General features: G+C 66.1%; 15 protein-coding genes. All 15 read right to left on the bottom strand.

The features are described from left to right. Positions 1-129: 129 nt before the first annotated feature. Positions 130-885, bottom strand: a complete 756-nt coding sequence (locus BJ980_RS02565) for an SDR family NAD(P)-dependent oxidoreductase (protein WP_179500841.1) — start codon at positions 883-885, stop codon at positions 130-132. A gap of 29 nt (positions 886-914) precedes the next feature. Continuing rightward, on the bottom strand, positions 915-1,817 hold the full coding sequence (locus tag BJ980_RS02560; RefSeq protein WP_179500840.1) for a 3-oxoacyl-ACP reductase: 903 nt from the start codon (positions 1,815-1,817) through the stop codon (positions 915-917). A gap of 4 nt (positions 1,818-1,821) precedes the next feature. Next, positions 1,822-2,016 (bottom strand): ferredoxin, encoded by a 195-nt coding sequence (locus tag BJ980_RS02555; RefSeq protein WP_179500839.1) that lies wholly within the window; start codon positions 2,014-2,016, stop codon positions 1,822-1,824. A 4-nt stretch (positions 2,017-2,020) separates the two neighbouring features. Continuing rightward, on the bottom strand, positions 2,021-2,467 hold the full coding sequence (locus BJ980_RS02550) for a pyridoxamine 5'-phosphate oxidase family protein (RefSeq protein ID WP_246279913.1): 447 nt from the start codon (positions 2,465-2,467) through the stop codon (positions 2,021-2,023). A 25-nt stretch (positions 2,468-2,492) separates the two neighbouring features. Continuing rightward, complete coding sequence (locus BJ980_RS02545) at positions 2,493-3,476, bottom strand: NAD(P)/FAD-dependent oxidoreductase (protein ID WP_179500837.1); 984 nt, start codon at positions 3,474-3,476, stop codon at positions 2,493-2,495. A gap of 150 nt (positions 3,477-3,626) precedes the next feature. Beyond that, positions 3,627-4,583, bottom strand: coding sequence for a hypothetical protein (locus BJ980_RS02540; protein ID WP_179500836.1), 957 nt, complete (start codon positions 4,581-4,583; stop codon positions 3,627-3,629). A gap of 5 nt (positions 4,584-4,588) precedes the next feature. Then, on the bottom strand, positions 4,589-5,155 hold the full coding sequence (locus tag BJ980_RS02535; protein ID WP_179500835.1) for a hypothetical protein: 567 nt from the start codon (positions 5,153-5,155) through the stop codon (positions 4,589-4,591). Beyond that, a complete protein-coding gene (locus BJ980_RS02530) occupies positions 5,156-6,430 on the bottom strand; it encodes an MlaD family protein (RefSeq protein WP_179500834.1) in 1,275 nt (424 codons plus the stop codon). Next, a complete protein-coding gene (locus tag BJ980_RS02525) occupies positions 6,427-7,797 on the bottom strand; it encodes an MCE family protein (RefSeq protein ID WP_179500833.1) in 1,371 nt (456 codons plus the stop codon). Before BJ980_RS02525 ends, BJ980_RS02530 begins: the two co-directional genes overlap by 4 nt. After that, positions 7,794-8,981 carry an MCE family protein gene (locus BJ980_RS02520; protein ID WP_179500832.1) on the bottom strand — a complete coding sequence of 396 codons (1,188 nt, stop codon included), beginning with the start codon at positions 8,979-8,981 and terminating at the stop codon, positions 7,794-7,796. Before BJ980_RS02520 ends, BJ980_RS02525 begins: the two co-directional genes overlap by 4 nt. Next, the gene (locus BJ980_RS02515) at positions 8,981-9,964 is read right to left on the bottom strand and encodes an MCE family protein (RefSeq protein WP_179500831.1); all 984 of its coding nucleotides are present in this window, start codon (positions 9,962-9,964) and stop codon (positions 8,981-8,983) included. Before BJ980_RS02515 ends, BJ980_RS02520 begins: the two co-directional genes overlap by 1 nt. Then, positions 9,964-11,031: an MCE family protein gene (locus tag BJ980_RS02510; protein WP_179500830.1), complete on the bottom strand. Its 1,068-nt coding sequence runs from the start codon at positions 11,029-11,031 to the stop codon at positions 9,964-9,966. The genes BJ980_RS02515 and BJ980_RS02510 overlap by 1 nt, the downstream gene beginning before the upstream one ends. Continuing rightward, complete coding sequence (locus BJ980_RS02505) at positions 11,028-12,392, bottom strand: MCE family protein (protein ID WP_179500829.1); 1,365 nt, start codon at positions 12,390-12,392, stop codon at positions 11,028-11,030. The genes BJ980_RS02510 and BJ980_RS02505 overlap by 4 nt, the downstream gene beginning before the upstream one ends. 5 nt (positions 12,393-12,397) lie before the next feature. Beyond that, positions 12,398-13,225, bottom strand: coding sequence for an MlaE family ABC transporter permease (locus tag BJ980_RS02500; protein WP_246279912.1), 828 nt, complete (start codon positions 13,223-13,225; stop codon positions 12,398-12,400). 11 nt (positions 13,226-13,236) lie between these two features. Further along, a complete protein-coding gene (locus BJ980_RS02495) occupies positions 13,237-13,968 on the bottom strand; it encodes an MlaE family ABC transporter permease (RefSeq protein ID WP_179503720.1) in 732 nt (243 codons plus the stop codon). Between the last annotated feature and the right edge of the window lie 19 nt (positions 13,969-13,987).

The following is a 13,987-nucleotide window of genomic DNA, read 5'->3' as shown; positions in this document are numbered from 1 at the left end:
CGAGCCGGGCAGCAATGCGTCGACCCGGCAGTTGTTGACCGCCGAGCCGGGCAGCAATGCGTCGACCCGGCAGTTGTTGACTCATACTTCGGTCAACAACTGCCGGGTCGGCGTGAGAAGTTGGGTTGGTCAGCCGCCGAATGCGTGGGTGGCCGTCGCTCCCCCGTCGATCGCGATCTCGGCTCCGGTGACGTACGAGCTCTCGTCCGAAGCCAGGTAGACATAGAGCGGCGCGACGTCGGCCGGCGTGCCGACCCGCTTGAGCGCCACCTTCGAGGCACCGAACTCCATGGCCGCGTCCCCGCCGTGCACGCGGGTCATCCCGGTGTCGATCATCCCGGGGTGCACCGAGTTGACCCGGATCCCCTTGGGACCGAGCTCGAGGGCAGCGACCTTGGTCATCCCGCGGATCGCGAACTTCGTCGCGGAGTAGGCGACCAGTGTCGGCATACCGCCGAGTCCCTCCACGGAGGAGGCGTTGATGATCGAGCCGCCACCGTTCTTGCGCATCGTGCGAGCCACGGACTTCATCCCGAGGAAGCAGCCGACCTGGTTGATGTTGACCAGCTGCATGTACTCCTCGAGAGAGGTGAACTCGAGCGCGTTGAAGCGGAGGATCCCGGCGTTGTTGACCAGCACGTTGACCGGGCCGAACTTCTCGTTCGCCGCCGTGACGGTGGCCTGCCACGACTCCTCGTTGCTGACGTCGTGATTCATGAAGACCGCAGCCTCACCCAGCTCGGCGGCAAGCGCTTCGCCTGCCTCCTGGGCCACGTCTGCGATCACGACGCGCGCACCCTCGGTGACGAAGGCGCGCGCGATCTGCGCTCCCTGTCCCTGTGCTCCGCCGGTGACGATTGCGGTCTTGCCGGCCAATCGGCCCATGTTCTTCCTCGTTCTTCCGGGTGGGTGGTTCAGACAGTCAGTTGCATGACGGAATCGGCCGAGAAGCTGCGGCTCTTGTCCTCACGCGTCTCGAAGTAGCCGCCGATCTGCTTGCCGAGGTCGTCGAGGTCCCAGGTGTCGCCGCTCGCGTCAAAGCGCTGTTCGACGACTGGCGCAGCCAGCAGCGCAACCATCCCGCCGTAGACCACGAAGACCTGGCCGTTGATGGACTCGGCCTGCGGGGAGGCGAGATAGGCGACCAGGGGCGCGACGTGCTCCGGCGAATAGGGGTCGATCGCCTCACCGGAGGTGTCCTCGCCGAAGACCGCGGCGGTCATCGAGGTGCGCGCGCGGGGGCAGATCGCATTCGCGCGTACGCCGATCTTGGCCAGGCCCCGGGCAGCCGACAGGGTGAGCGCGGTGATGCCAGCCTTGGCCGCGGCATAGTTCGCCTGCCCCGGCGAGCCGGAGAGGAACGCCTCGGAGGCCGTGTTGACGATGCTTCCCTGGACCGGGGCGCCCGACTCCTTCGACAGCGAGCGCCAGTGTGAGGCAGCGTTCCGGGTGAGCAGGAAGTGACCGCGCAGGTGCACCTTCAACACCAGGTCCCACTCCTCGTCGCTGAGGTTGAACAGCATCCGGTCACGGGTGATCCCGGCGTTGTTCACCACGATGTCGAGGCTGCCGAACTCCTCCAGTGCCGTGGAGACCATCAGGTCCGCGGTGGCCCGCTCGCCCACGTCGCCCGGGGCCACGCGTGCCTCGCCACCGAGGCTCCGGATCTCCTCGGCGGCCTCGTCGGCGGCACCCGGAAGGTCGTTGAGCACGACCCGGGCCCCGGATCGGGCCAGTTCGACGGCCTCGGCCCGGCCGAGGCCCTGGCCGGCACCTGTGACGATGGCGACGCGGCCATCGAGATCGAGCGCTGTCACTGCCTCAGTCCTCCGTGATCGAGATCGCCGAGCGCGGGCATGCGGCTACGGCCTGCTTGATCCTGCCGATGTTCTCGTCGGTGACGTCGTCCTGCTTGATCACCAGGTAGTCGTCGTCGTCGAGCTCAAAAACGTCCGGCGCGAGCGCCTCGCAGAGTGCGTTGGACTCGCACAGGTCGAAATCAACCTTGACCTTCATCGATTCATCCCTTCATCTTCCTGTGGTCCCAGGTGCCCACCCGTTCGGGTGTGACGATCACTGCGACCCGTTTGCCTGCTTGTCGACGGATTTCGTCGAGGCCGATCTCCCCGAGATCTTCGACCGAGTCCACCCCGACCATTCGGGCTGCGACGGCGCCCCCGATCTCGAGGATGCGGTCGTGCTCGCGGACGATCTCGGCGGAGCCCGTGATGCTGGCGCCGCGGAGCTCGAAGTAGTCGACCCCGTCCTCGACGAGGCACGTGATCCGTGGATCCCGCTCGAGGTTGACGATCTTCTGTGAGCGCCCGTAGGTCCAGAACGCGATCCGGCCGTCGTCGAGCACGATGTAGAACAGGGTGGTCAGGTGCGGCCGACCGTTTTTGCCGGCGGTCGCGACCTGGACCTTGATGTTGGCGCGCAGGAAGTTGTCGAGCTCCTGGGCGTCCATCCGTACTCCGTCGCGACCCGACACGTCAGCTGCCCTCGCTCGAGTGGCCCGGGAAGACATGCGCAGAAGGATCGATGGCAACTGCGGCGTTGTTGACGGCGGTGGCGGCCTCACCGAATCCGACTGCGATCAAGCGCACCTTGCCGGGATATTCGGTGATGTCACCGGCCGCGAAGACCCGGTCCAAGTTGGTCTTCATCGCGGAGTCCACGACGACGTGGCGTTTGTCGAGCTCCAGGCCCCATTCCTTCATCGGGCCGAGATCTGCGATGAAGCCGAGGGCGGCGACCACGGCCTGGGCCGGGCGGGTGATGATCTCGTCCCCGACGGCGATGTCGATCTCCTCGACGCTGCTGCCGCCGCGGATGGCGCTGATCTCAGCCTTGGTGATGATCTCCACCGAGCTGGCGCGCACCTGCTCCACGGTGCGCTCGTGGGCACGGAAGGCATCGCGACGGTGGACAAGCGTGACGCTCTTGGCGATCGGCTCCAGGTGGACGGCCCAGTCGAACGCGCTGTCACCACCGCCGACGATGACCACGTCCTTGCCCTGGTAGGGGGCGAACGAGGGGACGAAGAACTCGACGCCGCGGCCGATCCAGTCGTCGGCTGCAGGAAGGGGGCGAGGACTGAACTTCCCGATCCCCGCCGTGATCAGCGCTGCCTTGGCGCTGACGGTGGTGCCGTCCTCGAGGCCTACGCTCACGCCGTCGTCGCCGGTGGTCATCTTCGTGGCGCTGCGTCCGAGGAGGTACGTCGGATCGGCCACCGCGGCCTGTTCCACGAGTCCGGCAACGAGCTCGCGGCCCTTGACGGTCGGGAACCCGGCCACGTCGAGGATCGCCTTCTCGGGATACATCGCGGTCACCTGTCCACCCAGCTCGGGCAGGGAGTCGATGACGGCGACCCGCAGGCCCCGGAAGCCGGCGTAGTAGGCGGCGAACAGGCCCGTGGGGCCGCCGCCGATGATGACCAGGTCAGTCTCAATGGTGTCGTCGAGTGGTGGCATGACCGGATCCTTCCCTCTCGACGACTCAGACATCAAGGAACACGACGAACTCACCACAAAGTGGAACGTGTTCTAGTTTGTCCCAAACTAGTCCGGTACCGGGGCAATGTCCAGAGAATCCGACAACGCAACCCGCGTGTGTCGGGAAGGTCAGTCCGTGCGGAGCTCGTCGACCAGCCAGCCGTTGTCGGTGCGCACCATCCGCACCAGCATCCGGGCCTGGTAGACCTCGGGCCCGGTGCGCTGCTTGCCCTCGCCCTTGTAGACGAATTGGTTCAGGAAGATCAGCGTGGCCACTTCGTCCTTGGTCGCTTCCACGACAGAGCGGCCCACCACGGTGACGTCATAGTCGGCCTTGCTGGCCACGAACTTCTCCCGGGTCGCCTTTGCAGTGCGCGAGTATTCCTTGGCGAAACGGTCGGTGATCAACCCCTTGGCGGCCTCGACGTTCTTGTCGTAGTCCTTCCAGTCGAAGGTGAAGATCTCGGTGATCGCCTTCTCGGCAGCTGTGTTGGCCGAGTTCCAGTCGGTGACCGGGACCTTCACCGGCTCGTCGGAGACCTTGTAGGGCTTGTCGAAGGCAAGGACCTCAGCGCTGCCCGCATCGTCCTCGCGAGAGGCGACCCACGAGGTCGCGAGACCGGCGACGATTGCCAGGGTGAGCAGCGCGGCGACGGCCGTGAGCACTCTGGTCGTACGCCGGCGGGACAGGAGCCCGGGCTTTGCCGCGGCCGGCTCCTGCTCATCGCCCGGTTCAACGATCGGGTCGCCAACTGGTTCATCACCTGCGGTGCGCCCAGCCGTGTCATCCGCGTCATCCGTGGCCGGGTTGGACGAAGTTGTGTCTGCGTCCGGCGCCTTGTCCGGGCCCGTGTCCGAGCTCGCGCCGGAGCCTGCGTCCGTGCTCGCACCGGAATCCGTGGCGGCGCCTGCCGCCGCAGCGTCTGCCTCGGCGGCGTCTGCCGCCGCAGCGACCTGCAGGTCCTCGACGGCGGACGTGTCCGGTCCGGCCTCGGTGGGACGGGCCGCACGTCCGGCGATCCGGCGCGGAGCGCTGGTCGGGACCCGGGATCCTGCGACGGGCTTGCGAGGAGTCTTGTCAGTCATCTGCATCAACCCACGAACTGCACATCGTTGACCAGCCACTTGCCCTTGACCTTGCTGAGGTCCAGCTGGAGTCTCATCTCACGCGCCGACTTGTCACCCTTGGTGCTGGTGTTGGTGACCGTGCCGGACGTGCTGACCAGGGCGCGCGCGGTGAACTCGGAGATGGTCACGATCCCGGCAGCCAGGACCTTGCTCTTCATCACCGACTTGTTCTCGGTCATCACCGTGCGCAGTCCCTCGGTGGAGGACTTGTACTGCTTGGCGAAGTCGCCCGTGGCACCTGCCAGCATCTTGTCCAGGGACTCGTCCAGGTCCCGGTAGTCGACATTGGTGAAGGCGAGCGCGACGTTCCTCGCCGCCTCGAGCACCTCGGCGTACGTCGTCGCAGGCACGTCCTCGGACGTGCGCTCGGAGGTCACGCTCGAGGACTCGTCGGAGAAGGCAGGCTTCACGACGAACACCCCCACCACCGTCGCAGCGCACACCAGGAGCACGACGAGGACATAGAGCCACGTGTTGAGTCGCGTGGTGCGATCGCGGCGTTGTTCGGTCTCTTGAAGAACAGGAGTCACTTAGTCAGCCACCGGCCCCACGAGGAGCCACTTCCAGGAATCGTTTCCGAGCACGGACAGGTTCTGCGGAGAGTGTACGGAGATCGGGTTGCCGTCCTTGTCCATCGCACCGTCGACCTCGCCGGTGGATGGGTTGTAGGTGCCCCGGTACGACTTGCCGGTCGAGTTGGCGCCCTGGCTGCGACCAGGAGCGAACACCGACCCGCGCTGGACGGACTTGCCGGGGTTGAGGCACTTCGCCGGATAGACGGCCGTGTCATCGAGCTGGTCCCCGCGGCGCCACTCGGTGGCGGGCATGTAGCCCTCCCCCCGGCACGGGCCGGGTGACTGCGCGAGCTGGATGTTGACGTGTCCCCAACCGTCGCCCGGGGTTCCGGTGAACCCGCTGGCCACGGCGAGCGGGAAGGAGACCAGGAGCTGCTCGATGCCGTCGAGGTGGTTCACCGCCACCTGACTCGTGGTGATCATGTTGGCCAGCAGCACCGGCAGGGTGGGCTCCAGGTCCTGGAGCAGCCCGTCGATCTCGGTGGCCGCCTCCGGGGTCAGCTCGAGGATCTTGCGCAGGTCCCCGTCCTTGTTCTTCAGCACCTCGGTGAGCGAGGCGAGGTCTCGGGAGAAGGCCTTGATGTTCTCTCCCTGGCCCTGCTGGGTCTCGAGGACCTTCAGACCGGTGTCCAGGAGCTTGATCGTCTCCTGCGTGTGCGCGGACGCGACGTCGATGAACTCGCTGCCGCTGTCGATCAGCTTCTGGAGCGGACGGCCGGTGTCCTTGAACATCGCGCCGAGCTCCTTGATGAAGGACGAGAGGTTGTCCTTGTCCACGGAGTTCACGAACGCGTCGAGCTTGATCAGCACCTCGTCCTCACCGACGGGCAGGGAGTCCTTCGTGCCACGGAAGGTGTAGCCCTCCTCCGCATAGGGACCCTCGCCGTCCTCGGGCAGGAAGTCGATGTACTGCTCACCCACGGCCGAGAGGTTGTGCACCTTGACCGGGGAGTCCTTGGGGATCCGGTAGCCGTCCTCGATCTTCATGTCGACCAGGAGGCCCTTCTTGGTCACCTTCATGTCGCTGACCTTGCCGACCTTGGTCCCGCGATAGGTGACCTCACTGCCGACGAACAGGCCACCGGAGTCAGGCAGGGTCGCGTGCACGGTGATCCCACGCCCCAGCACTCGGTCGACGAGGCCCAGGTAGTTCGCGGTCACATAGACGATGCCGACTGCGCTGAGGACCACGAAGGCCATCAGCCGGATCTTGACGCCTCGGGTCATCATGACGTGATCCCCGTTCCGTAGAGGTCGGCCCTGGGTGCGTCCGGGCCACCGGTCGCGGCCTTCTTGAGTCCGAGCAGACCGTCGAGCCCCAGCAGCTCCGGTACGGCGGAGAGCCCCGGCTGGCCGAGCAGCTTGCTGAGGTCACTGAGGTCCGGCAAGCCACCGCCGGGAAGCTTGGCGAGGATCTTGCAGACGTCACGCAGCTTGTTGATCGGCTCCTTGCAGGCGGCCCGCAGCTCGCGGAACAGGTCCAGGTTGGTCAGGAACTTGGCGCACGCCTTGCTGGCGAGATTGCCGCTGCCCAGGCACTTGGTCAGGTCCTTGACCAGCTCGGCGGGGTCCGGGAGCGTGATCAGCGAATCGGTGATGTAGTTCTCCAGGTTCACGTCGAGACGGATCTCGGTGTTGCCGTAGTCCCCCTTCACGATGTCCTGGGCCTCTTCGGGGAACGGGAAGCTCAGCATCAGCGACAAACCGGCAGGCAGCGAGGCGCCGGCCTCGTTGAGCGCGGTCAGGATCGGCTTCAGCGACTTCAGCGAGGCGATCAGGTCGTCCTTGCTCGCGCCGATGACCCGGGTGCCGACCTTGCCGAGCTCCTCGAGGCCTTTGAGCATCTTCACCAGCTCGCCGTGCTGGTCCTTGAGCACCTTGATCGCCGCGGGCATCACGTCGATGGCTTCGCCGATGGCATCGCGCTCGGTGTTCAGCGTGGTGGCGAGCTTGTTCATCGACTCCATCGCGTCGATGATGTCGGCCTTCTGGTCATCGAGGGTGCCGACGACCTGGTCGAGGTTGGTGAGCAGCCTCTTCACGTCACCGGTGCGTCCGCTCATCACGTTGTTGAGCTCGGTCGTGATGGTGCCCAGCTGGGCCACTCCCCCGCCGCTGAGCAGGAAGGAGAGCGCGCCGAGCACTTCCTCGACCTCGGGGTTGCGACCGGTCGCACTGAGAGCGATGTGCCCCTTGTCGGTGAGGACTCCGGCTGCGGGCTCGTCGACCGGTTCCTCGAGGGCGACGTACTTCTCACCCAGGAGGCTGGTCTGGCGGATCATCGCCATCGAGTTGGCCGGGAGCTTCACGTCGTCGCGGATCCGCATAGTGACCCGGGCGTGCCACCCGTTGCGGTCGACCTCGGTGATCTCGCCGACGGTGACGTCGTCCACCATCACCGGGGACTTGGGTACGACGTTGAGCACGTCGCGGAAGTCCGCGGTGATCACGTAGGACTTGTCCTTGTCCACCGGTGAGCCCGGCAGCGGCAGGTCGTAGGCGCCGTCGAAGTCACACGCTGCCAGCAGGAGCGCCAGCGACGCGATCAGCACCGTCGCGATCCGCTTCATCGGCCGGGTCGGGATGCGGGCGGTCATCGTGCCCCCAGGAGGTCGCTGAGCTCGGAGCCAGTGCCCGAGGCGTACGCCGAGGAGAGGTCCTCGCGGGAGGTCTCCGAGGCCGTGCCGCCCGACATCGGGAGCTTCTGGTTGGCTTGGGACACGATCGGCTCCAGGGCCGCCTCGAAGAGCGTGCAGGCGAGGTCCTTGGCGGCCTTCGGCAGCTCGGACTGCTGGACGATCGCGCAGAGGAAGCCATCGGCGTCAGCGACGTTGCCCTGGAAGCCGAACCGGGATCCGATCGCCCCGGACTTGTCGTCGAAGGCGAGAACCAGGTTGCCGATCCCGACGGGGCCGGCGGTGAGGGCCAGGTCCATGCTGTCCTTCTCCGAGGCGATGTTCTTGATCACCCGGGTCAGCTTCTCCACGTCGGTGCTCAATGCCTCTCGGTTGTCCTCGACGAAGGACTCGACCGTGCCGATGGCTCCGGCCACCTCGGTGAGGGCGGCTTCGAGCTCGTCACGCTCCTCGGCCAGATCGGCAGTCACTCCGGTGAGGTCCTTCATGAAGGCCACCACCAGCTCGTCGTTGGTGGCCAGCGTGTCGGTGAACTCCGCCAGGTGCTTGACCGTGCTGAACAGGTCCCCACTGCCGTCGCCGAACGTCTCCGCCGCCTCGGACAGGCTCCGGATCGCGTCGTTGCCCTTCTTGCCCTTGCCGCCGAGGTTCTTGTTCGCCACGGCGAGCAGGTGATCCAGGGTGCCGTCCTTGTTGACCCCGTTGGGTCCGAGCGTCTCGCTGAGGTCGCGCAGGCCGGCATAGATCCGGTCCAGCTCGACGGGCACGTCGCTGTCCTTCAACGCGATGTCGGCCTTGTCGGCCATCACCGGGCCCTCTTCGTAGACCGGCGTCAGCTGGACGAACCGGTCCGCGACGAGGGTGGGCGTGATCACGACGGCCTTGGCGTCCGCCGGGATCTTGAAGGACGCGTCGTACGTCATGTCGACGCGGACCGAGTTGCCCTCCGGGACCACGGCGGTCACCTCTCCGACGTTGACGCCCAGCACGCGTACGTCGGTGCCGACGAACACGCTGACGGCGCGCGGGAAGTGGGCCGTGACGGTCTTCTGCTCGGTGTCCTTGTCGAACATCAGGAACGCTGCGATCAGCAGCAGTACGGCGACTGCCACCAGGACCACACGGGTGTTGATCCTTGCCAGCATCACGGCACCTCCCCCAGCTGGGAGAACTCACCGGTGGCGAGGGACGCGAGGTTCACGACATAGGCGTCGAACCAGGGGCCCGTTCCGATGATGTTGCCGAGGATGTCGGCATAGGGGCCATAGGCAGCCAGGGTCGCCTTGAGCTCCTTCTCCTTGGTGGTCAGGAAGTTGAGCAGGTCGTCGAGCTCCTTCAGGGCGGGAGCGATCTGCTTCTGGTTGTCGGCAGCCACTCCGCGCAGCTCCTTGGCCAGGGTGCGGGCGTTGACCAGGAGCCGGTGCACGGAGTCCTTGCGGGTCCGGAGCTCCTTGAAGACGAGGTCGGCATTCTTCATCAGGCTGACGATGTCGTCACTGCGGTCGTCGAGGATCTCGCTCACGGACGAGGATCCACTCAACAGGGTCTGCAGCTCCTCGTCGCGGCTGGAGATGGATTGCGAGAGGGCCGAGATCCCCTCGAAGGCCGCTTCGATCTCCGGGCCGGAGGCGTCGACGGTGTCGGAGACCGTGTTCAGCGCCTCGCGCAGGCGTTCGGTGTCGATCTTCTCCGTGGTGGAGGTGAGGTCACCGAGGACGCCGACGATGTCATAGGCGGACTCGGTCCGCTCGACAGGAATGAGGTCGTCGCTGCTCAGCTGTCCCGATCCGGCAGGAGTGAGCTCGAGATACTTCTCGCCGAGCAGGTTGAGCACTTCGACCGAGGCACGGCTCTTCTTGCCGAACTCGACCCCGTGGTCGACCTCGAACTTCACCAGCACCTTGCCGTCGCGCAGGGTAATGTCCTGGACCCGGCCGGCACGGATGCCCCCGACCTGGACCATGTTGCCCTTGCGCAGTCCCGAGGCATCGGCGAACTCGGCCTGGTAGGAGTCGCCGCCGAAGCCGGGGAACTTGGAGAGGTTGAAGGCCGCCGCCACGATCAGCAGCATGATCACGATCGTGAAGGCGCCGAGCCGGAGAGTCTGGGCCTGGGTGTAGTGCCGCATCACTGGCACCTCGCAGCCGAGGACTTGAGCTTGAAGCTGCCGAGCAGCTTCTGCAACTCGTCGAGCAAGGGGACGTCGGAGAGGATCGGGAGCTGGATCTTCACCGACACCGCACAGAGGTAGTAGTTGTACCAGGAGCCGTAGGTCCCGGTCCGGGTCTGGTCGGTCATCGACTCGGGCAGGCGGTCGAGGAGCTCGGTGAGCACGTCACGGCTCTCGGGGCGGGTGAGCAGCTGGGAGACCTTCTTGAGCTCGGCGACGTCGGCCTTCAGATAGGGGCGCGCCTCCTCGATCAACCCGGCGACCACCTCGGTCAGGTCGGAGATGTTGTCGAGGGACCCGCCGATCGTCTTGCGGTCGGTGGCCAGGTTCTTCATCCAGCCCTTCAGTTCCTTGATCAGGGCGGTCAGCTGTCCGCTGCGCCCGTTCACGGTGTCCATGGTCTTGCTGAGGTTGGTGATCACCTCACCGATCAGGTCGTCCCGACCGGCCAGGGTGCCGGTGAGCGAGGCGGTGTTCTCCAGCAGGCTCGCCACGGTGCCGCCCTCACCCTGCAGCACCTGGACCAGGTTCATCGACAGCTCGTTGACCTGGTCGGGATCGAGCGCGGTGAACAGCGGCTTGAACCCGTTGAACAGCGTGGTGAGGTCGAGCGCGGGCTCGGTGTTGGCGACCGGGATGGTCGAGTCCGCGTCGAGCCTCTTGGCCTTGGGGTTCTTGCCCGGCTCGATCGCGAGGTAGCGGTCGCCCACCAGGTTCTTGAACCTGATCTCGGCCCGGGTGGACGTGGTGACGGGTACGTCGGCCTTCACCCGGAAGGTGACCAGTGCCCGGTTGCGCTTGAAGTGCTCGACCTTCTTGACCTCGCCGATGGCGACCCCCGCAACGCGGACGTCGTCGCCCTTCTCGAGCTGGCTGGCGCTGGTGAACTCGGCCTTGTAGACCTTGCCCGGCCCGAACCCGAAGTTGCCCATGATCGCGGCCAGCAGGCCGGTGACCAGGATGCTGGCCAGGGTGAAGATCGCCAGCTTGATGCCGGCCGCCATCGTCTCGGAATTGCGACTCACTGGGCTTCACCGGCCGATCCGCGCACCAGGGGGCCGTAGAGGAGCGAGGAGAGCGACCCATATCCCGACGGGGACTCCCCCGCCTCGGCACCCAGGAGGGTGCTGGTCAGGTGCTGGTCGGCACGGGTGCCGGCATAGCCCATGGTGGTTCGTCCGACGCCGTCCCCCGACAGGGAGGACTGGCTGATGCCGAGGATGTCGAGCAGCCTGGAGGGATCCTGCAGCAGGGAGGTCGGCGAGTTGTCCAGGCTGCCGTTGTCCCCGTCCTTCAGCTTGACACCCGGAGGGAAGGGAGTGGGCGGGTTCGGCAGGCCAGCGCACCACGGACCGTGGCCGACCTCGCCGAAGACCGGTCGGTCCTCCGCCTTGTAGCCCTCCTTCTGGGTGGCGCCCAGCTCGACGTACTGCTTGACCCGGTCGCCGGAGAACATGTCGCCCAGGCGCTCGTCGTAGCGGTCCAGTCCGCGCAGCAGGCAGGGGAATTCCGGGGAGTACGTCGCGAGCAGGTCGAGCACCGGCCGGGCGAGCTCGCCTGCACGGATCAGGTCCTTCTCGTTGGCGGACAGCACCCGGGTGGTGGTGTCGGCCAGACCGGTCAGGTCGGCGAAGAAGACCCCGAGGTCCTCCTTCTTCTCGATCACGGTCTTGCTGGTGACAGTGACGTCCTTGAGGACCTCGATCAGGTCCGGCGCCGCGATCGAGTAGGTCTCGGCGACCTCGGCCAGCAGGACCAGGTCCTTGCGCAGGGTCGGCAGGTGCGGCTTGATGTCGGTGAGGAACCCGTCCAGCTTGTCGAGGGTCTTGCCCAGGTCCTCGCCGCGACCGTCGAGAGCCGTCGAGACGGCGTTGAGGGTGGCGTTCAGATCGGCCGGTCGAACCGAGCGCAGCAGCGGGAACAGGTCGGCCAGGATCCGACTCAGCTCGACGTTCGTCTCCACCCGACTCGACGGAATCACTGTGCCCTCTTCGAGCGAACCCTCGGGGGCGTCCTCGGGGTCGACGAAGGCGATGAACTTCTGGCCGAAGAGCGTGGTCGGGATGATCTCGACCTTGACGTTGGCCGGGATGTTCTTGGCTGACTCCGGATCGAGCCCGACCCGGATCGAGGCCTCCTTGCCGTCCTGCTCGATCGATCGCACCTGGCCGACCAACGCGCCATGGACGCGGACGTCGCCGAACTTGGCGAGCTGCAGACCCGCCCGATCGGCCTTGATCGTCACCATCGTGACCGGCTGGAAGGCCTTCTGGTAGACCGCGATGGAGAGTGCGAGCAGGCCTCCGATGAGGGACAGGAAGAGCACGCCGCAGAGGAGCAGGCGGCGGTGCTCGGCTGCGTTCCCGTGGTGAAGGTTGACCAACATCGCGACTACCCCGTGATCCGGACCGTGGTCGTCGAGCCCCAGATGGCAAAGCTCAGGAAGAAGTTGGCGACCACGGTCCACACGATGGATGTCCGGATCGCGCGGCCCACCGCCGTACCGACTCCTGCCGGGCCACCGGAGGCCGTGTAGCCGTAGTAGCAGTGGATCAGGATGATCGAGGTCGCCAGGAAGAGCAGCTTGAAGAAGGACCAGAGCATGTCGATGGGGGGCAGGAACTGGATGAAGTAGTGGTCATAGGTGCCGGACGACTGGCCGTACATCATCGTGGTGATCAGGCGCGGCGAGAGATAGGACGCCGAGAGCGCGACGATGTAGAGCGGGATCACGGCGATGAAGGCGGCGATCATCCGTGTGGTGACCAGGTAGGGAAGGGACGGCACGCCCATCACCTCGAGCGCGTCGATCTCCTCCGAGATCCGCATCGCGCCGAGACGGGCGGTGTAGCCGCAGCCCACGGTCGCGGCCAGCGCGATCGAGGAGATCAACGGCGCCACCTCGCGGGTGTTGAAGTAGGCGGAGATGAACGCACTGAACTTCGCCACACCGATCTGGCTCAGCGACGCATAGCCCTGGATGCCGACCTCGGTGCCCGCGAAGAACGCCAGGAACGCGATCACACCCACGGTGCCGGCGATGACGGTGAGGCCACCAGCGCCGAAGGTGACCTCGGCCAGGGTGTTCAGGATCTCGCGTCGATAGCGCTTGAGCGCACGCGGCGTCCAGGCGAGCGCCTTCACGTAGAAGAGGAACTGGTCGCCGGCCTGCTCAAGGCTGTCGCGTCGGGCCTTGAGGGCGGGCGCGCCGAGCTTCATGATCGTCGCCATCACAACCCCGGCGGTGGGACGACTTGGAAGTAGATCGCCGTGATGATCGCGTTCATGAAGAACAGCAGCATGAACGCGACGATCACCGACTCGTTCACTGCCCGCCCGACACCGCTGGGCCCACCACCCGCGTTGAGCCCCTTGTAGGCACCGACAATCGCGGCCAACCAGCCGAACACGGCGGCCTTGATCATGGCGATCCACAGGTCAGGCAGGGTGGCCAGCGCGGTGAAGGAGGAGAGGAACGCACCGGCCGAGCCGCCCTGGATGATCACGGTGAAGAAGTAGGCGCCGCTGATGCCGGCAGTGATCACCAGGCCGTTGATCATCATCGCCACGAAGACGGTGGCGCACACCCGGGGGGCGACGAGTCGTTCGAGTGGGTCGATGCCGAGGACCTCCATGGCATCTATCTCCTCGCGGATCTTGCGGGCTCCCATGTCCGAGCAGATTGCTGAGCCCGCGGCACCCGCGATGATCAAGGCGGCGGCGATCGGGGCTGCTTCGCGCACCACGGCGAGGACCGCAGTGGCGCCTGCGAACGATTGTGCGCCGAGCTGGCCGGTCAGGTTTCCGACCTGCAGTGAGATCACGGCGCCGAAGGGGATCGAGACCAGGAGGGTCGGCATCAGCGTCACGGACGTGATGAACCAGGCCTGCTCGATGAACTCACGGAACTGGAATGGACGGGTGAAGATGCGCTTTGTCACCTGGATGACCATCCCGGTCATCTCACCGGGTCCACGGACC

This window comes from Nocardioides daedukensis (assembly GCF_013408415.1).
In the GTDB taxonomy this organism is placed as follows: Bacteria; Actinomycetota; Actinomycetes; order Propionibacteriales; family Nocardioidaceae; genus Nocardioides; species Nocardioides daedukensis.
Note: the sequence above shows the minus strand (reverse complement) of the source record. Positions and strands in the feature narration are given on the sequence as shown.

Excerpts from the sequence above, each read along its gene's own strand:
- BJ980_RS02565 (WP_179500841.1), bottom strand. The coding sequence starts at position 885 with ATGGGCCGATTGGCCGGCAAGACCGCAATCGTCACCGGCGGAGCACAG.
- BJ980_RS02555 (WP_179500839.1), bottom strand. The coding sequence starts at position 2,016 with ATGAAGGTCAAGGTTGATTTCGACCTGTGCGAGTCCAACGCACTCTGC.
- BJ980_RS02550 (WP_246279913.1), bottom strand. The coding sequence starts at position 2,467 with ATGGACGCCCAGGAGCTCGACAACTTCCTGCGCGCCAACATCAAGGTC.
- BJ980_RS02545 (WP_179500837.1), bottom strand. The coding sequence starts at position 3,476 with ATGCCACCACTCGACGACACCATTGAGACTGACCTGGTCATCATCGGC.
- BJ980_RS02540 (WP_179500836.1), bottom strand. The coding sequence starts at position 4,583 with ATGACTGACAAGACTCCTCGCAAGCCCGTCGCAGGATCCCGGGTCCCG.
- BJ980_RS02530 (WP_179500834.1), bottom strand. The coding sequence starts at position 6,430 with ATGATGACCCGAGGCGTCAAGATCCGGCTGATGGCCTTCGTGGTCCTC.
- BJ980_RS02525 (WP_179500833.1), bottom strand. The coding sequence starts at position 7,797 with ATGACCGCCCGCATCCCGACCCGGCCGATGAAGCGGATCGCGACGGTG.
- BJ980_RS02520 (WP_179500832.1), bottom strand. The coding sequence starts at position 8,981 with ATGCTGGCAAGGATCAACACCCGTGTGGTCCTGGTGGCAGTCGCCGTA.
- BJ980_RS02515 (WP_179500831.1), bottom strand. The coding sequence starts at position 9,964 with ATGCGGCACTACACCCAGGCCCAGACTCTCCGGCTCGGCGCCTTCACG.
- BJ980_RS02505 (WP_179500829.1), bottom strand. The coding sequence starts at position 12,392 with ATGTTGGTCAACCTTCACCACGGGAACGCAGCCGAGCACCGCCGCCTG.
- BJ980_RS02500 (WP_246279912.1), bottom strand. The coding sequence starts at position 13,225 with ATGAAGCTCGGCGCGCCCGCCCTCAAGGCCCGACGCGACAGCCTTGAG.
- BJ980_RS02495 (WP_179503720.1), bottom strand. The coding sequence starts at position 13,968 with ATGACCGGGATGGTCATCCAGGTGACAAAGCGCATCTTCACCCGTCCA.